Source organism: Devosia sp. SL43 (assembly GCF_021729885.1).
Taxonomy (GTDB): domain Bacteria; phylum Pseudomonadota; class Alphaproteobacteria; order Rhizobiales; family Devosiaceae; genus Devosia.
This window is the reverse complement of sequence record NZ_CP063401.1, coordinates 3,340,307-3,360,811: the sequence shown is the minus strand read 5'-3', so window position 1 is coordinate 3,360,811 and position 20,505 is coordinate 3,340,307. Positions and strand designations below refer to the sequence as shown.

The window sequence follows — 20,505 nt, the reverse complement described above, 5'->3', positions numbered from 1 at the left end:
AATGAGAGAGCGGCTGGCAGCCGCCAACAGCGAGGGAATGTGATGGTCGATGAGCTATCTGCCAGCAGCGAGGGAAGTTTCATTTCCCGGGACAGGGCCTGGCATCCGCCGGCGTACACACAAGCCTACAAGAGCTCGACCCTGCGTTCACCTCGAAATGCGCTTCTCTCTCTTGGCCAGACGGCCTCGGAGCTGACCGGACCAGCCTTCGGTCACTCCCTTCTGGGAGAGCTGGACAACAACCTCATCCGCAACTTTAGCCGGGAAGGCATCGATGCGATTGGCCAGCGACTGATTATCCATGGTCAGGTGCTGGACGAAAATGCCCGGCCTGTGGCCGGCACGCTGGTTGAATGCTGGCAAGCCAATGCCGGCGGTCGGTACCGTCACAAGCGCGAGGGATACCTCGCCCCACTCGATCCCAATTTCGGGGGGTGCGGACGAACAATCACTGATGCGAACGGATACTACTCATTCCGCACGATCAAGCCGGGCGGCTATCCCTGGGCCAATGGCGGCAATGACTGGCGCCCGGCCCACATTCACTTTTCCATATTCGGTCACGCCTTCGCGCAACGGCTCATCACCCAGATGTATTTCGAGGGCGACCCGATGGTCTGGCAATGCCCCATCGTGGGCGGCATTCCCGACATGGCGGCAATCGACCAGCTGATCGCTCGTCTGGACCGGCACAACACCGTTCCGATGGATGCTTTGGCGTATCGCTTCGACATCGTCCTGCGGGGGCGGCGCTCGACCCTGTTCGAGAACAAGCTGGAGGGCAATTGATGCCGAACAAGCTTGTCCCGCTAAGGGAAACTCCATCGCAAACGGGCGGGCCTTACGTCCATATCGGTCTGATGCCCAATTCCGCCGACCTTGGCGGTGTCTATCCCGTTGACCTCGGCGCCAGCATGCTCACGTCCGAGACCACTGGCGAGCGGATTGCTGTTACCGGACGCCTGCTGGATGGCTCGGATGCGCCACTGACCGATGCCGTCGTCGAGCTCTGGCAGGCCGATGCGAGGGGGTCGTATACCGCCCCGGACTTCTCCGGCTTCGGCCGTCAGGCAACCGATGGGGAAGGGATCTTTCGCTTCGACACGATCAAACCAGGTCGAGTTGCGGGGCCAGGCGGAACACTCATGGCACCGCACCTGACCTTCTGGATCACTGCGCGGGGCATCAATACCGGCCTTCACACACGCGTCTATTTCGGGGATGAGGCGGCCGCGAACGAGTCCGACCCCGTCCTGCTCAGCCTGCTCGATCCACGCCGCCGCAAGACTCTCATTTCTACACTCTTGGGCGCTGGCCACCACCACCTCGATATTCGCCTTCAGGGCCCGGACGAGACTGTCTTCTTGGATTTCTAGGCAACGACAACGGCCAGGCTTTGGCCCACTTGAAGGTTCTGCAGACATGTCCAGCCTGATCATCATCACAGTCGCCATCCCTTTGGGGGCAGGTGTCCTGATCGGACTGCTACAACGCCTGACCTCGCGCGCCATGCTCCAGTGCCTGCTGGCCGCGCTGCTTGTGCTGGCGATCTTCATATTGCTGGAAGGCATTCCGCCGCTGCCGCCGGTTTCGTCGAAACACAAGCTGGCCATTGTCGTCACTCTGCTCGCAGTCATTGCCCCATTCACAGCGCCGCTCGGGACCCGTGTGCTGGCCGTCGTGAGCATTCTTGCCTTAGGGGTGGGTCTGATTTGGATCGGTGGCAACCGGCTGACGTCGGCGACGGCCTGGCCCAGCTCGATATGGCTGCTTCCGCTCCCCCTGGTCCTCGGCGTTCTGACAGCTGGTAGCGGGCGCGACGATACAACAGGTGACGGCTACTTCGTGCTGCGGATAGGCGTGACGTTCTCGGCCATTGCCGCCGCCGCTGTTGCGCTGCTTGGCGGTTTCGTTGGCGCGGGCCAACTCGAAGGTGCTCTGGCCGCCGCCTTTGGGGGCACGCTTATCGTCAGCTTCGTTGCAGTCCTGGCGGGCCGCGGGTTTCCGCCACCTGGTGCTTTCCGCTCCGCGAACTGGCTTCTTGCAATGGCGCATTCGGCCATCTTCCTCACCGTAGCGTGCTTCTCGCCGTCAATCAGCCCGTTGGCGGCCTATCTGGCGGTGCTGCCAATGGTGGCCGTGCAGGTCGTTTCACTCAAAGGGATGACCGGCCTGTTGAGGCCGGTGGTTTTCGGAATTGTCGCGGCGCTTCCGGCTGCCGCGGCCGTCGGTGTCGCTTATTGGAACAGCGTAGCTCTGTTGGCCGATTGACGACCGTTCGCTCAAGCCGGACAACAGGAGGGACCACAATGAAACGCCTCGCCTATCTCACCACAGCGCTACTGCTTGCCGTTGGGGCAACCGCCCCCGGCTATGCCGCCGATAGCTATGAAATTGATCCGCAACACGCCTGGGTTGCCTTTTCGCTCAATCATGGGGGCTGGGCTAATGCTACGGGAAGCTTTGATACGATTTCCGGCAGCATCACCTTTGATCGCGAGGATGTCACCGCCAGTTCCGTGTCGGTGACAATTGCCTCATCGAGCATCGACACCGGATTTGCCGACCGCGATCGTGATCTGCAAAGCCCCGACTTCTTTAACGCGGTGGAGTTTCCCGAGATTACCTTCGTCTCCACCGGCATCGAGAAGACCGGCGATACTACCGCGCTGATCACTGGCGACCTGACGCTTGTCGGAGTCACCAAGCCCGTCGTGCTGGATGCCACCTGGAACGGCGAAAGCCCCCTGCCCTGGGACGCTGCGGCCTTGAAGTCCGGCTTTACCGCGACCGCAACAATTACCCCGGCAGACTTCGGCATGGCCAAGGTAACCGCGTTCGGGCTAGGGCCCGACGTCGAACTGACCATCAATATCGAAGCGTTCAAGAAGTGACCCGATGCCGGCGCCCAATGGCGCCGGCACCTCACCATCCCAAGTTGCAGGCACTTAACGCGCATTCCTTCTCGGGTACGGGCAGTTCGGCTGTCGGTTCAGGTTCAGGGTGGACACCCAATCTATTTTAGGATCAATAATAAAAGGATTCTGACGGGGCGCTGCATCACGATCCATGTTGCCGCCAATTGTTGATGGGACCGACGTATTTATGAAGGCATCCGTTTCAAAGAGTACCACGAAGGCCCCACAGGGACGGCGCACCCAAGAGAAGCAGCCTGAGCCTGCAATCGCGAGCCAGATAGACTTCGGTCCCCTTAAGGGCCATTTTCCTTACTATCTTAGACGATTGCAGAAGAATTTCAGAACGCACTTCAGCGCCTCGGTCGGGGACCTTGGCGTTCAGGCTCGCGATGTCGGCGCCCTGTTCGCAATCGGGCTCAATCCGGGCCTGACGCCATCACAACTCGGACCTGCTATCTTTCTTGACGCTGCCCAGGTGACGAGCCTGATCAACGAGTTCTCGCTCAAGGGCTGGACCGAGCGTCGCGTATCAAGCACTGACGGCCGGTCAAGAACGTTGCACCTCACCCCCGCCGGCAAGAAGCTTCTGGCCAAGCTGGAACCCATGATCAACGAGATCGACAAGGCCTTTGTCGAGGGCATCCTGACCGAGCAGGAAGAGACGCAACTGATCGGACTTCTTTCCAAACTGCTCGACGGTCGACAGAAAATTTCTCCAACATAACCGCGGGCGCATAGCTCCCTACCTGCCACCCGATTCCTGCCCCTGGCAGAAGTCAGCCGCATCTACTTTGACAAAGTACTTTACTTTAATAATTAAATCATGCAGCTTGAAGGAAGCGAGCCGAGGCCGTCGGAGAATGGCTGCTCGGCCCTTTGGGGAGGACTAAGCCGGCATGGCTCAACCAGCCGGCGAGGCGATTTCCCGCAATTTGGGAAGGAGTCCAAGCCTATGCGCATAACCCGTGTGGAGTGCATCCCCGTCACGACGCCGCTGATCAAACCGATCATCATTGCCACGACCAACATTCGCAGCGTCGAGTCGATCGTGCTGAAAATATTCACTGATGATGGCTTGGTCGGCATCGCCGATTCCGGGGATACGTCAGCTTTCTACCACGGCGAGACACAGGACTCGATCAGCGGCATCATCGCGACACACATCGCTCCGCGCATCTTGATCGGCGAGGACCCGTTCAAGATCGAGAAGATCGTTGGGCGCATGGATCTGCTTGTTCGCGACAACAACCACGCCAAGTCGATGGTTGACGCGGCGCTGCACGACATCAAGGGCAAGGCACTGGGTGTGCCGGTCTACCAGTTGCTGGGCGGCAAGACTGTTGAGCATGTCGACCTCGGATATGTGCTGATGGCCGGCCCCGCAGACCAGCTTGTCGCGGACGCGCAGAAGGCATTGAGCACCGGCTTCAAACTCATCAAGCTCAAGACCCTCCCCGATCCAGAAAGCGCCATTCGCTGTGGACTGGAGATGCGTGCGGCGCTCGGCGATGACGTGCGCCTCATGATGGACGTCAACGGCATGTGGAACTACGAGCAGGCGCTGCACGCCCTGCGCCGTCTGGAACCAGCCAATCTCGAGCTGATCGAGCAGCCCCTACCCTATTGGGACCTCGAGGGCATGGCCCGACTGCGCCAGAAGGTCAGCACGCCGGTGTTTGCCGATGAATCGGCGCGCGGCCTGCATCACATCCAGCAGATCATTAACATGAAGGCCGCCGACGGCCTCTTCCTCAAGACCCAGAAGGCCGGCGGTCTCCTGAAGTCGCAGCGCTGGCTGGCGTTGGCGCGGTTGTCCGGCATGTCGGTGATGTGCGGCTGCATGCCGGGCTCCGGCCTCGAGGCCAGCCCGACCGCACATTTGCTGGTCGCCGATCAATGGGCCTCGCAATTCGTGCAGGAGAACTGCGGCCCGCTGTCGATCCACGACGTGTTCGAGCTGGAAGACGGCACCCTGAGCGACGAAATCGCTCTCAACGGGCCGCGCTATGCCAGGGGCAAGATGTTTGCACCCGAAGGGCCGGGCCTGGGCGTCGAGCTCAATGAGGAATTCATTGCCGCGCATATCAGCAAGGGCTTTTCGACGCGCGTTGTCACGGCCTGACCGCGCCGCACGGAGGGCGCGCCGACACAACGGCGCCCCTCCTCAGATGATCGAGGAGGTAATCAAATGGCAGACTTTTCACTGACGCATCCCTTGTCCGGCTTCTTCGCCCCGACCCGGTTTGAGGCCGAAGTGATCGACTGCATTGTCGTTGGCGAAATTCCGAGCAGCCTGAATGGCGCGTTCTACCGTATGCACGGCGACTGGATTTACGCACCCAAATTCAAGGATGAGGCCAGCCTTTCCGCCGATGGCTATATCAGCATGTTCCGCTTCGCCGACGGCTCGGTCGACTATCGCGGCCGCTATGTGCGCACCGACCGCTACAACACCCAAATCGCCGCCCGCCGCCAGCTCTACGGTTATTATCGCAACCCGCACACCGACGACGCCGAGGTTCGTGACATCGACAATCCTGGGCGCCGCACCGCGGCCAATACCACGCCGGTGATCTTGGCGGGAAAGCTCTATGCGACCAAGGAGGAGGGCCTCCCCTATGAGATTGACCCCAATACGCTGGAGACGGTTGGCGAGACCGACTTCGGTGGCGAGTGGAAAAGCCAGACCTTTACCGCCCATCCCAAGCTCGATCCCGCGACCGGCGAGACCTTTGCCTTTGGTTATGAGGCGACCGGGCTCGCGAGCACCGACATCTACCTCTATTCCTTCGACGAGGCCGGCAAGATCACCTGGGAGGTCCGGTTCCAGGTGCCCTATTCCTCGATGATGCACGACATGTCCCTGTCCAAGGACTATGTGATCATCCCCGGCGGTGGGACGGTGACCAGCAAGGAGCGTCTCGAAAGCGGGCGTCCCCACTGGGCCTGGGATTCCGAGCGCCCCTCCTACTACGCCATCATTCCGCGCGGCGGCAGCGCTGCTGACATTCGCTGGTTCGAGGGGCCCGAACGCTCGATCGTCCACACGGCAAATGCCTGGAACGACGACGATGTGGTGACCATGGATGCGCCGGTCGCCGAGGGCAACACATGGCCCTGGTTCGAGGATGTCCACGGCGCGCCGTTCTCGATGAACAGCTTCACGATTCGACGCCTGACCTTCGACCTGCGCGGCAACGGCAAGCAGCCGCGCGAGGAAATCCTGTTCAAGCAGGAGGTGACGAGCTTCACCCGCATCGACGAGCGCTTTTCGACGACGCCGAACCGCTACATCTTCGTCCAATATGTCGATAGCGACAAACCGTTCGATGCCCACCTGCCGGACGATCCGCGGCAACGCCCCGTCAACAGCTATGGCCGGTTCGACCTGGTTGACCGCACGCTGCAATCCTATTTCGTCGGCCCGACCCACGTCCTGCAGGAGCCCACCTTCGTGCCCCGCTCGCCCGAAGCCGAAGAAGGCGATGGCTACCTGCTCGGCACCGCGCACAATCTCAAGGAGATGCGGAGTGAACTGGTCATTGTCGACGCGACAACGATGCAGGAATGCGCCCGAGTCATCCTGCCCTTCCGCAACGCCTACCAGGTGCACGGCGTATGGGCGTCCCCGGACAACCTGCCACTGAAATAGCAGCCGCCCGCCTTGATGGGAGACAAGTCATGAATATCGCAGCAAACGTGACCACCCGGTTTGAGCGCCGCAACCCACTGTCGGGAGAGGTGGCCTCCATTGTGGACGCCTTCACGACCCTGGATGCAATCGCGGCGGCGGATCGCGCGGCTCTTGCCCTGCCGGCATGGTCGGCATTGGGGCCGACGGCGCGGCGAGCAAAGCTTAGCGCCGCGGCCGACCTGATGGCCGCACGCTCGGACGCCTTCATCGAGACGATGATGAGCGAGACCGGCGCAACCGAAGGCTGGGCGCGCTTCAACCTGATGCTGGCGGTGGGCCTCGTGCGTGAGGCCGCAGCGCTCACCACCCAAATCGGCGGTGAAGTGATCCCGTCCGACAAGCCGGGATGCCTCGCCCTCTCCGTTCGCGAACCTGCTGGCGTGGTCCTCGGCATCGCGCCGTGGAACGCGCCTATCATCCTGGGGACACGCGCTATCGCAACGCCCCTGGCCTGCGGCAATACCGTGGTGCTCAAGGCCTCCGAACTGTGCCCACACACCCATGCCCTGATCGCCTCATGTTTCAATGATGCAGGGCTCGGGGACGGCGTGGTCAATCTCGTCACTAACGCGCCGGAAGATGCTGCCGAGGTGGTCGGGGCGCTGATCGATCACCCGGCGGTCCGGCGCGTGAATTTCACCGGCTCTACCAAGGTGGGGCGGATCATTGCCAAACGCGCTGCCGAACACCTCAAGCCCGTACTTCTGGAGCTCGGGGGCAAGGCGCCATTCATCGTGCTGGACGACGCTGACCTCGATGAGGCTGTGAAGGCCGCAGCCTTTGGTGCCTTCATGAACCAGGGCCAGATCTGCATGTCCACCGAGCGCATCATCGTGGCCGATGCCATCGCCGATACTTTCGTCGAAAAATTCCAGGCCAAGGTTGCCACGCTCGCAGTGGGCGATCCACGCGGCAGCGCCACGCCGCTTGGAGCTGTCATCGACCTCAAGACCGTCGAGCATGTCACGCAGCTTGTCGATGAGGCGATCGCATCGGGCGCGGTGCTGATCAATGGCGGCCAGGCGACAGGCGTGCTGATGCCGGCGCATGTCGTCGATCAAGTGACGCCCACGATGCGGCTGTTCAGTGAAGAGAGCTTCGGTCCGGTGGTGGCGGTGGTCCGGGCGCGTGACGAGGCTCACGCCGTGGAGCTCGCCAACGACACCGAGTATGGCCTTTCGGCGGCCGTGTTCACGCGCGACATCACCCGCGGGCTGCGTGTCGCCAAACAGATCAGGTCGGGCATTTGCCATATCAATGGTCCGACGGTCCACGACGAACCCCAGATGCCCTTTGGTGGCGTCAAGAATTCCGGCTATGGCCGTTTTGGTGGCAAGGCCGGGATCGATGCATTCACCGAATTGCGCTGGATCACCATCGAGACCCAGCCTGGGCACTATCCGATATGATCGCAGTTTGGATGTTTGACCTCATGTTCCCGGCACAGGTCTCTCAGCCGATGCTGCGACCGCCACGTCCTGCCGAACTTGCCGCCAACGGGGACCACCATTTGCCCACGACCGAGCGTAGCGGCGCTGTCGCCAGCGTTGCAGCAACAGGCGCTGCGACCTGTCTGCCGCCACGAGGGCAATTGAAAACCTTGTGGCGGCACGTATCGGCACCGCGAGGAGCGCGGTAAGGCATCCCAGGCCGATGCTCGTTCCAGCTACGGTGTGACTGGCTCGCTTTGTGGGGGTAAATGATCGGGCGCCCGCGGCATGAAGCGCGCTATCTTGCGTGATAGTGCGTCGATATAGGTCACCATCACGGGAACAACCAACAAGGTCAGCAGCGTTGAGCTGATCAGCCCGCCGATGACGGCGTGGGCCATCGGCGCGCTCTGGCTGCTTCCGCCCTGCATGGCCATCGGCACCATGCCGAAGATCATGGCCAGGGTCGTCATGACGATGGGGCGCAGCCGCGTACCACCGGCCTCGACCAGCGCCTCGAGCAAGGGCTGACCCGCGCGCCGATGCTGATTTGCGTTATCGACCAGCAGAATCGCATTCTTTACGACCAATCCCATCAGCATGACGAACCCGATCATCGAATACATGTTGAGGGTCGATCCACCCACCAGCAAGCCCACCAACACACCCACAAGCGAGAGCGGCAGGGCCATCATGATGGCTAGTGGCTGCAGGAAGCTTCCAAACTGGCTGGCCAGAACCAAATAGATGAAAATCACCGCCAGCAACAAGGCCGACACCATGCTGCCGACGGTATCTGTCAACATCTCGACGTCGCCGCCCTGGGCAACGCTGACCCCAGCAGGCAGGTCGAGCGCAGCAACCACGGCATCGACATCAGCGCTGACGTCACCCAATACGCGTCCTTCGATATTGGCGCTGATGGTCACCTGACGGGTGAGATTTTCGCGGTCGATCTCGCTGGGCCCCACTGTCTGGACGATTTCGGCGATCTGGTCGAGGCGGATGGCAAGCGGCGTGTCCGTGCGACTCTGCGCTACCGGCAGGCCGGCGATATCGCTGGCGCTCTGCCGCATGTCGGGTGGCAGCCGGACCACGACGTCGAGCTGATCGCCACTTTCGTTCGTCCATTCCGAGGCAGTCTCGCCCGCGATCATGACACGCAGAGCCGAACCGGCCGACTGCACGCCGATGCCCATGTCACTCGCCACTTGCCGGTTCACCACGACATCGAACACCGGCTGGGCCTGCTGCAGGCTCACCTGAACATCGACAGCACCGGGGATGGCCCGCATCTTTTCGGCCAGCTCGGCAGCGGCCGATGATAGGCCCTCCAGATCTTCACCCAGTAGCTTGACCTCGATCGGGCTACTACCGCCGAGACCGCCGCCAGCAGCAACGACGACGTCAATTCCCGGGATTGCGCGCAGGGCCTCGCGAATCGGCGTCGTCATTTCCACCGAGGACAGTGCCCGCTCGGACGGCCCCACTAGGTCAACAGCAATGCCAGCCGCATTCTCACCGGCCGCAGCGCCGGCATTGACTGTCGTATAGAAGTCCGACACTTCCGGCATGTCCTCGAGAAGCGCCTCAACCTGATGGGCCTTGGCAGCGGTATAATCCGTCGATGAACCGGCTGGCGTCTTGATGCTGATCGATATCTGGCTCTCGTCAGCGGCCGGCGTAAACTCTGTGCCAATCATAGGAAAGAGCAGGAAGCTGGAGCCAAACGACACGAGTGCCACAAGCACGATGACCAAACGGTGGCCAAGCGACCAGCGCAGCAGCCCGCGATAAACATGGCTCAATTTGTCGAAGCCACGATCGAACAGGCCGATGAGACGGCCAATCGGGCCGCGCTTGGCGTTGGGTTCAGACGCGGGATCATACCAAACGCTCGACATCATCGGATCGAGCGTGAAGCTGACGAAAAGCGAAATCAGCACGGCCACCGAAACGGTGACGCCAAATTGCAGGAAGAACTTTCCGACAATGCCGTCCATGAATGCCAACGGCAGGAATACCGCGACAATCGACAGCGTGGTCGCCAGCACCGCGAGTCCGATCTCGTCAGTGCCGTCGAGTGCCGCCTGGACGTGCGATTTGCCCATATGAAGGTGCCGAGTGATGTTCTCGCGAACCACGATTGCGTCATCTATGAGGATACCCACCGACAGCGTTAGCGCCAGCATGGTCATAATGTTGAGCGTGAAGCCGAGCAGGCTCACGACAGCTAAAGTGCCAATGATCGAGATGGGCAGCGTCAGGCCAGTGATGATGGTCGAGCGCCAGGAATTGAGAAACACGAACACGATGACGACAGCCAAGGCAGCGCCCTCGATCAACGTGGCCTGCACTGAATGGAAGTTGTCCTTGACCGGGATTGCCGCATTCTGGAGGACGCTGACAACAACGTCTTCAGGCAAACTACCGCTGGCATTGAGCGCGGCGACAGCGGATTCGACGCCTGCTGCGATCGCTACCGTGTTGCCGCCATCAACCTTGACAACGTCAATCGCCAACGCCTGCTCGCCGTTGCGGAACGCCAGGCCATCGGCGTCCGCAGGACCTTCAACGACGGTCGCGACATCTCCGATGGTGATCTCTTCGCCCTCGTGATTGGCCACAACAATATCGTTGAAGCCGGCTATCACGGCGACGCCGACATTGAGCTGGACGGTCTGCACCAGTACGCCATCAATGATCGAACCGGCCGGCAGAGTCTGATTGTCCTGCTGCAAGGCAGAAACGACCTCGCTGACGCCGATGCCAAAGGCATTGAGGCGGTCCAGATCAACATACACGTTGACCTGATTTTTGAGCCCGCCCACCACGGTTGCGCTGCCAACACCGGAGATGCTGGTGAGCGCTGGCGTGACAATGTTCTCGGCGATTGAGGTCAGTTCGAGAACCGACCGGCTTGGGCTGCTGAGCGCCAGCGACATCATAGGCGTGGATGTTGGATTGAAGCGGAACACCTGGGGTGTATCGGCGTTGTCCGGCAGTTGACTCGCCACGGCAGCAAGCTTGTCACGCACGTCCTGCGCCGCTACCGCAGAGTCGGTTTCGAGCGTGAATTGCAGGATGACCGTCGAATGGCCGGCGCTGGAGGTCGACGTTACCGTGTCGATGCCGCTGAGCGTATTGACGGCCTCCTCTATGGGCTGGGTGACCTTGGTTTCCACGGCCTCGGGCGATGCCCCGGTATAGGGCGTGAGCACCGCCACGACCGGAAAATCAACGTCCGGATACTGTTCGATAGGCAGTGTGCTGTAGGCGGAGACGCCGAACACTATGATGGCGACCATCACCATGGTGGCAAATACGGGATGGCGGACGCTGATCGCGGTCAGGAACATGGCTCAGTTTCCCTCAATGACGACGGGGGAACCGGCGGCAAGACCGGTCAGGCTCCGCGCCACGATCATATCGCCTGCCGCGAGGCCGGCGATGGTCTGCACAAGACCCGCACCCTGCCATTGCGTGCCGGTCTGGACTCGCCGCTCCTGCAGCACGCCATCTGCGATAGCCAACACATAGCGCGCATCGTCGCGGGCCTGGATCGCTCCGGTGGGCACGGCAATCACCTGCTCGACCCGCTGCACCACGATATTGCCGGTCACGAACATGCCACCGCGCAGGACACCGTCGGGATTGTCGAGTGTCAGGTGAACCCTGATCGAGCGCGTGCCGGGGTCGGCGAGCGGATTGATCCGGTCGATAGTACCCGTAAAGGTTTTCCCAGGGATGCCCTGTACCGCAAGCCGGACGTCCTGGCCGGGCACCAGTCGCGCGGAATCGTCGAGCGAGGCAATGGCCTCGACGCGGACGGTCGATAGATCGACCAATGACAAAATGGTCGCCCCAGGACTAACGATCTGGCCGGGCTCGATACTGCGAGTGGCGATCGTGCCGGCAAAAGGCGCCTGGACGGTGGCACGCTGCAGATTGTCCTCAGCGAGCGTGACCTGACTCTGCTGGGATTCAATAGTGGCTGTTAAGTGGTCCACCTCCGATTGGGCGGCGTCGAGCGCGGTTTGCGCGGCCAGCCCCTTGTCGGCAAGTGAGCGCGTCCGGGCAAGACTCGTTTCGGCCGCTCGCAACTGCACGACGCTCGACGCCATCGCCGCGCGCTGCTGGTCAAGTTGCAGCCGCAGGTCCGAGGTGCCGATCTCGATCAGGGCATCACCTTGGGCCACCTGGTCACCGGGCCTCACTGCAACAACCTCGGCAAGCCCGGAAACCTGGGCAGATATAGCTGCCTCCCGCGCCGGGTTAATCGTGCCGGTTACCTTTACCAGCTCCTCGATCACTTGCGGCTCGATGGTGAGCACGTCCAGCGCATGAAGGCGCATCGTGCGGGGAGCCGCGACAGCAGACACCGAAGCCGCAGTTGGCGCCGCTGGCGACTGATTCACCAAAAGAACGCATGCGAGGCCCGTGATCGAGACCAGCAGCACAACTGGCCAGAACCATTTCTGCATCCGGCCGGAGAGGGTCCGCCGTGAAGACACTTCGCTGCTGATATCATACGGCTTCATAGGTGCCCCGCGGCTGAAGGTAAAAGCAGGTCAAGCCCGCACCAAACCAACTGACAGCGCCGGATTACACAAACATTACGCGCCCCCGCGGCCTCGTTTCCGACGATTGGCGGTTAAGCCTGATTGCAATGGGACCGTCAGGTTGCCGCCCGCAGCCGCGCTTCATCGCGCTTTCACGGACCCGTCAAGCACAACGGCGCGTTCGCGGCGGCCAGGTTGGCTAAAATCTTCAACCGCGATGGCCGGAGTGCAGCATTCGTCACTCTCATCGAGCTCCACTTTCAGAACGCGGCAACCCGTCGACAAGACGCTCTGTGAGAGTGTTGCGGGTACCGATCGCACCCAGAAATTCTGGTAGTCCATTGTCTCGAGGACGATTTCCATCGGTTGTGTTCCAGGCACTGTAAACGTCTCCAGCGTTGCAATTCCGGCCCTGAGGCCAGTTGTAGGGGATTGCACGCTGTCTCTCGCGCATTACGCGAACATTGCATGCCCAGCGTCGGCACCCTCCCCATGCCCGGACCAAGCTGTTTTGAGCCGCGGCCAAAATGGCGTTCCAAAAGCGCCAGAAATCTGCGCGAAGCCGAGTGCGAGGACGATCACCCAGTCGTAATGCTGACGTAACGTCCAGCCCCGCAAAGCTTCAGTATCTGGGGCATCAGCGGATGCCGGCGTGCCCCAGCCGCCGAACCAACTGGAGCTTTCTATGCGTCTTCACAGCCGTCTGATGGTCACCGCGGCATTGGGTACCGCCCTTGCTCTACCTGCAAGCGCCAACGATTTTGACACCTATGGCCAAGCACCCCCGGAATTTGTTCCGATTCAGCCCGTGTCGGACTTCGTGTTCATACTGGGCCTGGGTGTTGGTGCCGCCCCCGCTTACGAAGGCGCCTCCGAGTATAAAATGACCTTCAAGCCAATTGTCGATGTCGAGCGGTTCCGTTGGGGCTTTATAGACGTGGGCGGAGAAGACGATCGCGGCGGCTTCAGCTTTTCTCCATCCGTCAGCGCTGAAGGCGAACGTATCAGTGCGGACTATTCCGCATTGAATGGATTGGACAACATTGAAGCCAGCTACGCCCTCGGCGCCCGCGTGGGGTACGAGTTTGTCTTCAATGACGCGATCAGCGCCGAAATCTACGGCGCTGTCAGGTATGCCTTCGGGGGAGCCCAGGGCCTGATAGGCGAAGTCGGAATGGACGTTACGGCAAGGCTCTCCCCGCAACTCGAGATCACCGGCGGCCCGGTCGTCAATTTTGCCTCGGAAGAGTATATGGATACATATTTTGGGGTGACCAGCGCGGAAGCCGTCGCGACAGGCGGGCGTCTTGGTGCATTCGATCCAACTGGGGGCATCAAGTCCGTGGGTCTGCAACTGGAAGCGCGTTACGAGTTCATCCCTGACACCTTCGTAACCTTCAATGCGTCCTACTCCGCGTTTGTTGGCGATGCCCGAGAGTCGCCCATCGTCAAATCCGGGAGCGAACAACAGTTTACGGTTGGTCTGGGCTTGGCACGTCGGTTCTCGTTCTAGTGCCAGACACCGGTGAGTATGACGCCGCAAAATTCAGACCTCACACAGGCGCGACCTCATCGTCGTGCCTGTGTCTTTGGCGGGTCGCACTGAAAAGAATCGACTGTAGCTGTTCGACTATCGCCAATCGGACTGTCTTTGCCGCGATACAATGCGATGACGAATTTGCCTACTAAGGCGAGAATCCATCCGAGGACACTTCATGCGCATATTGCTCGTTGAGGATGAGACTGACATGGCTCGCGCGCTTATGGCCGCCCTCAATCGGCAGGACATCGTGGTGGATCATGTTTCCACGCTCGGCATTGCCGAAGAAGCGGCGCTCAGCGACGTCTACGACGCCGTATTGCTCGACCGCAAACTTCCGGACGGCGACGGTCTCTCTTTGATTCCGATTCTGCGCCGCGTGCGGAAGGGCCTGCCGATCATTGTCCTCTCAGCGCTCGGTTCCTCCGACCACAGGGTGGCGGGGCTCGACACCGGGGCCGATGACTATCTCTCCAAGCCGTTTTCCACAGATGAGCTTCTGGCTCGGATCCGCGCGATACTGCGCCGGCCTGCGGACCTTGGCGAAACTTTTGCCACTGTCGGCAAGCTTAGGTTCAATTTGAGTGAGCGCTGCGCCGAGGTCGATGGAGCTGTGCTTGACCTGACGCGGCGCGAAATGCTCGCGTTGGAAATCCTGATACGGCGCGCGGGCCGCATCGTGCCGCGCAGCGCGCTGGAGGAGGCGGTCTACGGGTTCGACGAAGAAATCGCCTCCAATGCCCTGGACGCCAACATTTCCCGACTGCGCGGAAAATTGAGCGGCGCTTCTGTCAATATCCACGCCATCAGGGGACTTGGCTACGTTATCCAGGCCTCGCCATGAGCAAACCGGTACGGCGTTCGCTCCGGGCAGCGTTAACCCGCAATATGATCATAATGCAAACGATTGTGGTCATTGCTTTCACACTTGCCGCAACCATCCCGATCGCGAATTTTATCGCTGGCGAACAAGGACTGGACCCAGAGGTTATCGAAACCATTGCCGCGGCAGTTGAGCGTGGCACCAACGGTGAACTGCGACTGGCGGACACGTCCGCGCTAGAGGATATCCAGTCAGCGTATTCAAGCTTCTGGTTCTTTGCTACCGACGGCAAGGGCAGCGGGCTGAGCTATGGAAATGTGCCGATAGAAACCGAATCCCTGACCACGAACCTGACGCGCATAAACTCGGCCAACGTGTCGGACATCGGCTCTACGGAGACGCCCGCAGCGATCATTCGGCAGCATGAGAGCGAGGCAGGCAAGCTGTGGATTATCGCGGGTGGAGGCCCGCCCGTTGGGATCGGCATTCTGGTAGAGGCGTTTGCCAGTCCAATTTTCGTAGGGTTTATCTTGCTTTTGACCTCGGCGTCACTGCTGATCATTCCCCTATTCGTCAAGCGACAACTCAAAGGTTTGGACGATCTATCGATCGAAGCCGACAAGATCGAAGTCACGAAGCGTGGCGCCCGCTTGTCATCAAGCTATGTACCAAGCGAGCTGCAGCCGCTGATGCACGCCATCAATGCTGCCTTCCAACGGCTCGACGAGGGCATCGATCGTCAACATCGCTTCATGGCGGACGCCGCCCACGAACTGCGGACGCCGATCGCCATTCTGCAGGTCAATCTGGAAATGATGCCGGAAACTGCGGACAAGCGCCGGCTCCTTGTGCATGTCGCCAGACTGGGCAGCATGGCCGACCAGTTGCTCGATTTGCAGCGCATGAGTTTGGGGTTGGCCACCTTTCAGCGCATAAATCTGGTGGACCTCGCATCCAGTGTCACTGCGGATGTGGCGCCGCTGGCGACCGCTGCGGGCGATGAGGTTGTCTTCCAGGCCGAGTCAAAGACGGTCTATGTCATGGGTGATGTCGACGCCTTGTCGCGCGCGTTGTCCAACCTCATCCAAAACGCCATTGTGCATGGTGGAGATGGCGCGCAGATCAGGGTCGAGGTTTGCGCAGACGGGCGGCTGCAGGTTGCCGACTCCGGGCCCGGGATTGATCCATCCGATCGCGAAGAGATTTTCGAGCCATTCCACCGCATCGCGCCGAGGCAACGCGGCGCGGGCCTCGGCTTGAGCATCGTAACCGACATTGTGCGCCACCATCAGGGAAGCGTCTCGGTTCACGACGCACCAGAAGGTGGAGCTCTGTTCGAAATATCGCTGCCTACGGTTTCGTAGCGACGCCAAGGTCACTGCGGGCAGCAGTGCGCTAGTGGCTGACGACCGAAGCAATCGCACCGACCAATGCCTCCAGTCGACGGGGCTGAAATCGACGCGAGGGAAAAACGGCGTAAACCGGCATGCTCTCCGTTTCCCAGCCCGGCAGCAGCTGGACGAGGCGTTTGGTCTCAAGATCGGCCCGAAGCAGATCGACTGGCAGGTAGGCGCAGCCGACGCCTGAAAGTGCCAGCACGCGCTGTGTTTCATCATTGTCCATCCGCACCTTGCCCTGCACGGCAACTGTCGATGGACGGCTCTCAATATCCCGAAACTGCCACCTGTTCGGCTGAGCCAGGTTCGTGTTGATGATGCATGGCCATGCCGCCAAGTCCGAAGGGCGCTCGGGCAAGCCGAACTGCTCAATCAGTGTGGGCGAGGCGCAGCAACTCAGGCGGTACACTCCAATTTTGCGGGCGACCAGGCCCGCGCCGCCTGGGTCCCCGGTGCGGATGGCCAGATCGTAGCCCTCGCCCACAAGATCGACCTTTCGATTGGCAAACGACGCTTCGATTTCGACCTCGGGATGCTGGCGGGTGAAGTCCGCGATAACGGCGGCAACCTGTGTGACCCCAATGGTTGTCGGCGCGGACATGCGGATGCGACCGGCCAAACGGACTTCGTTCTTGTCTTTGAGTTCATCGAGCGCCTCGGTGTCTTCCAGCAGCTTCAGTGCCCGCTCGAGAAACATCTCCCCCACCGTAGTCAGTCGTTGGGTGCGCGTTGTTCGTTCGAGCAAGCGGGTGCGGTATTCGTCTTCAAGACCACTGACCCGACGCGCGACCATCGTCGCCGAGATGCCCTGCTGCCTGGCAGCAGCTGCAAAACTCCCGGTGCGAGCGACCAGCACGAATGTCGCCAGCTCTACTAGTGTCGCCATTCCAAACTTTCATGCAGGGATGATCCAACCAATCGCTGAATATCACAGCAACCAGGTTCGGCATAGGTTTTCGGACGAAGGAGCTGGCCGTGGAGATTGCCGTTCTAGGCATGGGAGTGTTGGGGCGCGCCGCTGCCAGAATGCTGGCAGGTCGTTGCAGCCTTATGCTCGGGACGCGGCGGCCCATGGAAATTCGCGACTTCGCCAATGCGCTTCCTGGCGGACTTCTTCCAACTGACTACCGAACCGCAAGCCGCTACGCCGACCTTTGCGTCCTGTGTATCCCTCAGGATGCAATCGCGACGGTGCTCGCCGACTTACCGCACAGATCGGGTCGGCGGCTGCTCATTCCACAGCGGGCCGGCACCGTGGCCATGACGCACCCGGTCGTGGCCGCAGGCACAATATTAGTCGTCAAGCTTGAGCCGAACGGGCCGGCCGAAGCGCTCGCCGAAATGGCACTTCAGCTTTTGTCAACGCCCCTCGAACCAGCACCTCCCGTCGCCCCCGTCGCATTGCCCTGAAAGAAATCACAGATGCATCCCACTCGCCGTATTCATATTGCCTTCGCCGCCCTTGCAATGACCCTATGGTCGACCACGGCATGGGCCCAGGTCGTCGTCTCCTCCAAGATGGATACCGAAGGTGGCCTGTTGGGCAACGTCATCAGCCAGGTGCTGCAAGCCAATGGCGTCCCGGTCGAAGAACGCATCCAGCTCGGCAATACGGTCGTGCTCAGGAGCGCGATGGCGGCCGGCGAAGTGGACATCTATCCTGAATATACCGGCAACGCGGCCTTCTTCTTCGAGCGGGCGAGCGACACGCTATGGAAAGACGCAGCAGCCGCTTACGCTGAGGCCGCCAAGCTCGACTACGAAGCCAACAAGATCGTTTGGCTGCAACCAGCGCCGGCCAACAACACATGGGCTGTGGCCATCCGGCAGGAGGTCGCCGACGCGAATGGCATCGTGACCTTCTCGGATTTTGGCAGGTGGGTGTCTGCGGGTGGCAACGTCAAGCTGATCGCCTCCCCCGACTTCGTCAATTCTCCGGGCGCCCTGCCCGCATTCCAGGAAACCTATGGTTTTGTCCTGTCCTCCGACCAGCTCGTGACGATTACGCCGGGCGACACCGCCGCCACCATCCAGGCGGCCGCGCAGCAGACAAGTGGTGTAAACGCCGCCATGGTCTATGGCACAGATGGCGGGATCTCGGCCTCGGGCCTGGTCATGCTCGAGGATGACAAGGGCGTTCAGCCGGTCTACGAACCCGCCCCGATCATCCGGGAGGCTGTTCTTAATGAGTACCCGCAGATCAGGGACTTGCTGGAGCCGGTCTTCGGCAAACTCGATCTTGCCACCCTGCAGGAATTGAACGGCCGCATCCAGGTCGGCGGTGAGCCGGCACAGGCGGTTGCCATCGACTGGCTGCAAGCAAATGGTCTGCTCCCATGAACGCGTGGCGGTTAGACTGGAACTGGTGCGCAAGGTGCCTGCCATGCGCCGCAATCGCCCTGACGCTGTCGCCGATAGTTATATTGGCGCACATGCGGAAGCAGGAAACCAACGATGACTGAGATGATGAAAGCCGTTGTCATCGAGACACCTGGCGGACCGGAGGTGCTCCATCTGGTCGAGCGCCACGTGCCCAAGGCCCAGGCGGGCCAGGTTCTCATTCGCGTCAAGGCCTTCGGCATCAATCGATCCGAGCTTTTCACCCGTCAGGGACACTCCCCCGGCGTGCAGTTCCCGCGCATCCTCGGCATCGAGGCCGTCGGCGTGGTGGAAGCCGCATCTGGCGGAGAGTTTGCGGCAGGCGACAGGGTAGCCACCGTCATGGGCGGAATGGGCCGCCAGTTCGATGGCGGATATGCTGAATTCACGATTGTTCCGGCCAGGCAGGTACGGCGACTGCACGCTGAGTTGCCTTGGGCGGTACTCGGCGCATTGCCGGAAATGCTACAAACCGCATGGGGCGCGACGTTCAAGGCGCTTCGCCTGCAGGCTGGCGATAGCTTTCTCGTGCGTGGCGGCACAACCTCGGTGGGTTTGGCGGCTATTGGGCTCGCCCGTCAGGCCGGCGCACGGGTTCTTGCTACCACCAGGAAAGCGGACAGGTCCGATTTGCTGAGGGAACATGGCGCACATGAGGTGATCGTTGACGATGGCAGCATCGCAGGCAGGGTGCGTGAGTTCGTACCAGGCGGGGTCAATAAAGTGCTGGAGCTCGTGGGGACTACGACACTCCCCGACTCATTGCAGGCAATTGCATCGGGCGGCGTTGCCTGCATGGCGGGCATGGTCGGCGACCAATGGTCGATACGCGACTTCGCGCCGATGGACGTCATTCCGCACCTCGTCAGTCTCACCATCTATTCCGGCGGCGTCGCAGAATTCATGGAAATGCCGCTGGACGACATGGCCGCCGCCGTTGCCAACGGGACGCTACGCGTGCCCAGCGGGCCGGTATTCCATATCGACGATGTCGTGGAGGCCCACCGGTGCATGGAAGAGAACCGTGCCCTCGGCAAGATCGTCATTACGACATAGAACGGCCCAAACAACGGGAAATCAGACGAATGCAGTACGACCTTTCTGGACCGCCAGCAAACTCAAGCCGCCGCAGCGTGACGGCAGAGAGCGCCGAGATCGACGGCCGCTTGTGCACCCGGGTGAGCTTGACAGCTGAGGCCACCGCGGGTGTTGCTGGTATCGACTATATCGACATGCCCACCTTCCTCCGCATTCCGGCAAACTTCGTCAACGGGTCGATTTCCGTTGATATCCGGAGCCGTCTCAGAAGCGATGCCCCCGATTATGCCAGGGCCTTTGCCGGCATCGCCTACCGGATCAGTGCCGACTGCCAACGCTTCGAGGCGGTTTATGTTCGTCCGCTCAATGGGTTGAAGCTGAACCCGCCGGCGCCAAGGGACCGGAGGGCCCTGCAATACTTCGCCTATCCCGATTGGAAGTTCGACCGCCTTCGCGACGCCTATCCTGACGGGCGCTACGAGGCGGGCGCCAATATCGGTCCTGATGAGTGGCTGCGACTGAATCTCGTTGTCGGCGACAGACAGGTCAACGCGTCGGTCAATGGCATCGATATCCTATCGATCGAAGCAAAGAGCGAGGCGGCCTCCGGAGACATCGGCCTATGGGTCGACATTGGCACGGAAGCATATTTCTCGAACCTGCACATCATCGAGGGATAAGCGATCAATCCGCAAAAAGGAGGAGGTTCGGTGCGCCGATCACG

The 20,505-nt window shown here is 61.0% G+C and carries 18 protein-coding genes; 15 read left to right on the top strand and 3 right to left on the bottom strand.

From position 1 onward, the window contains the following. Positions 1-42 precede the first annotated feature (42 nt). The 8 genes from pcaH (at position 43) to IM737_RS16400 (ending at position 8,021) form a co-directional block, all read left to right on the top strand. A complete protein-coding gene (pcaH, locus tag IM737_RS16435) occupies positions 43-789 on the top strand; it encodes a protocatechuate 3,4-dioxygenase subunit beta (protein WP_236895752.1) in 747 nt (248 codons plus the stop codon). Further along, entirely contained in the window at positions 789-1,376 is a 588-nt protein-coding gene (pcaG, locus tag IM737_RS16430; RefSeq protein ID WP_236895750.1) for a protocatechuate 3,4-dioxygenase subunit alpha, read from the top strand. The genes pcaH and pcaG overlap by 1 nt, the downstream gene beginning before the upstream one ends. 46 nt (positions 1,377-1,422) lie before the next feature. After that, on the top strand, positions 1,423-2,271 hold the full coding sequence (locus IM737_RS16425) for a hypothetical protein (RefSeq protein WP_236895748.1): 849 nt from the start codon (positions 1,423-1,425) through the stop codon (positions 2,269-2,271). A 38-nt stretch (positions 2,272-2,309) separates the two neighbouring features. Then, positions 2,310-2,894, top strand: a complete 585-nt coding sequence (locus IM737_RS16420; protein WP_236895747.1) for a YceI family protein — start codon at positions 2,310-2,312, stop codon at positions 2,892-2,894. Between the two features lie 211 nt (positions 2,895-3,105). Then, positions 3,106-3,642, top strand: coding sequence for a MarR family winged helix-turn-helix transcriptional regulator (locus IM737_RS16415; protein ID WP_236895745.1), 537 nt, complete (start codon positions 3,106-3,108; stop codon positions 3,640-3,642). A gap of 228 nt (positions 3,643-3,870) precedes the next feature. After that, complete coding sequence (locus IM737_RS16410; RefSeq protein ID WP_236895743.1) at positions 3,871-5,040, top strand: mandelate racemase/muconate lactonizing enzyme family protein; 1,170 nt, start codon at positions 3,871-3,873, stop codon at positions 5,038-5,040. Between the two features lie 66 nt (positions 5,041-5,106). Then, positions 5,107-6,570, top strand: coding sequence for a carotenoid oxygenase family protein (locus IM737_RS16405; protein ID WP_236895741.1), 1,464 nt, complete (start codon positions 5,107-5,109; stop codon positions 6,568-6,570). Between the two features lie 29 nt (positions 6,571-6,599). Then, positions 6,600-8,021: an aldehyde dehydrogenase gene (locus tag IM737_RS16400; protein ID WP_236895738.1), complete on the top strand. Its 1,422-nt coding sequence runs from the start codon at positions 6,600-6,602 to the stop codon at positions 8,019-8,021. Positions 8,022-8,278: 257 nt separating this feature from the next. Here IM737_RS16400 and IM737_RS16395 read toward each other — a convergent pair whose 3' ends face one another. Both IM737_RS16395 and IM737_RS16390 read right to left on the bottom strand, forming a co-directional pair. Next, on the bottom strand, positions 8,279-11,401 hold the full coding sequence (locus IM737_RS16395; protein ID WP_236895736.1) for an efflux RND transporter permease subunit: 3,123 nt from the start codon (positions 11,399-11,401) through the stop codon (positions 8,279-8,281). 3 nt (positions 11,402-11,404) lie between these two features. Continuing rightward, a complete protein-coding gene (locus IM737_RS16390; protein WP_236895733.1) occupies positions 11,405-12,583 on the bottom strand; it encodes an efflux RND transporter periplasmic adaptor subunit in 1,179 nt (392 codons plus the stop codon). A 706-nt stretch (positions 12,584-13,289) separates the two neighbouring features. Between IM737_RS16390 and IM737_RS16385 the strand changes: the two genes are divergently transcribed. The 3 genes from IM737_RS16385 (at position 13,290) to IM737_RS16375 (ending at position 16,331) form a co-directional block, all read left to right on the top strand. Further along, positions 13,290-14,117 (top strand): MipA/OmpV family protein, encoded by an 828-nt coding sequence (locus IM737_RS16385; RefSeq protein WP_236895731.1) that lies wholly within the window; start codon positions 13,290-13,292, stop codon positions 14,115-14,117. A 202-nt stretch (positions 14,118-14,319) separates the two neighbouring features. Further along, positions 14,320-14,988 (top strand): response regulator transcription factor, encoded by a 669-nt coding sequence (locus tag IM737_RS16380; RefSeq protein WP_236895729.1) that lies wholly within the window; start codon positions 14,320-14,322, stop codon positions 14,986-14,988. After that, positions 14,985-16,331, top strand: a complete 1,347-nt coding sequence (locus IM737_RS16375) for a sensor histidine kinase (protein WP_236895727.1) — start codon at positions 14,985-14,987, stop codon at positions 16,329-16,331. The genes IM737_RS16380 and IM737_RS16375 overlap by 4 nt, the downstream gene beginning before the upstream one ends. A 31-nt stretch (positions 16,332-16,362) precedes the next feature. Here the strand turns inward: IM737_RS16375 and IM737_RS16370 are convergent, their stop codons facing one another. After that, a complete protein-coding gene (locus IM737_RS16370; RefSeq protein ID WP_236895725.1) occupies positions 16,363-17,250 on the bottom strand; it encodes a LysR family transcriptional regulator in 888 nt (295 codons plus the stop codon). 110 nt (positions 17,251-17,360) lie between these two features. Here IM737_RS16370 and IM737_RS16365 point away from each other — a divergent pair, with 110 nt between their 5' ends. The 4 genes from IM737_RS16365 to IM737_RS16350 all read left to right on the top strand — a co-directional run bounded on the left by IM737_RS16365 (position 17,361) and on the right by IM737_RS16350 (position 20,461). After that, positions 17,361-17,774 carry a hypothetical protein gene (locus IM737_RS16365; protein ID WP_336886243.1) on the top strand — a complete coding sequence of 138 codons (414 nt, stop codon included), beginning with the start codon at positions 17,361-17,363 and terminating at the stop codon, positions 17,772-17,774. 57 nt (positions 17,775-17,831) lie between these two features. Continuing rightward, complete coding sequence (gene osmF, locus IM737_RS16360) at positions 17,832-18,704, top strand: glycine betaine ABC transporter substrate-binding protein OsmF (RefSeq protein WP_442874213.1); 873 nt, start codon at positions 17,832-17,834, stop codon at positions 18,702-18,704. A gap of 114 nt (positions 18,705-18,818) precedes the next feature. Continuing rightward, positions 18,819-19,799 carry a zinc-binding alcohol dehydrogenase family protein gene (locus IM737_RS16355; RefSeq protein ID WP_236895720.1) on the top strand — a complete coding sequence of 327 codons (981 nt, stop codon included), beginning with the start codon at positions 18,819-18,821 and terminating at the stop codon, positions 19,797-19,799. Positions 19,800-19,828: 29 nt separating this feature from the next. Beyond that, positions 19,829-20,461, top strand: coding sequence for a hypothetical protein (locus IM737_RS16350; protein WP_236895712.1), 633 nt, complete (start codon positions 19,829-19,831; stop codon positions 20,459-20,461). Positions 20,462-20,505 lie beyond the last annotated feature (44 nt).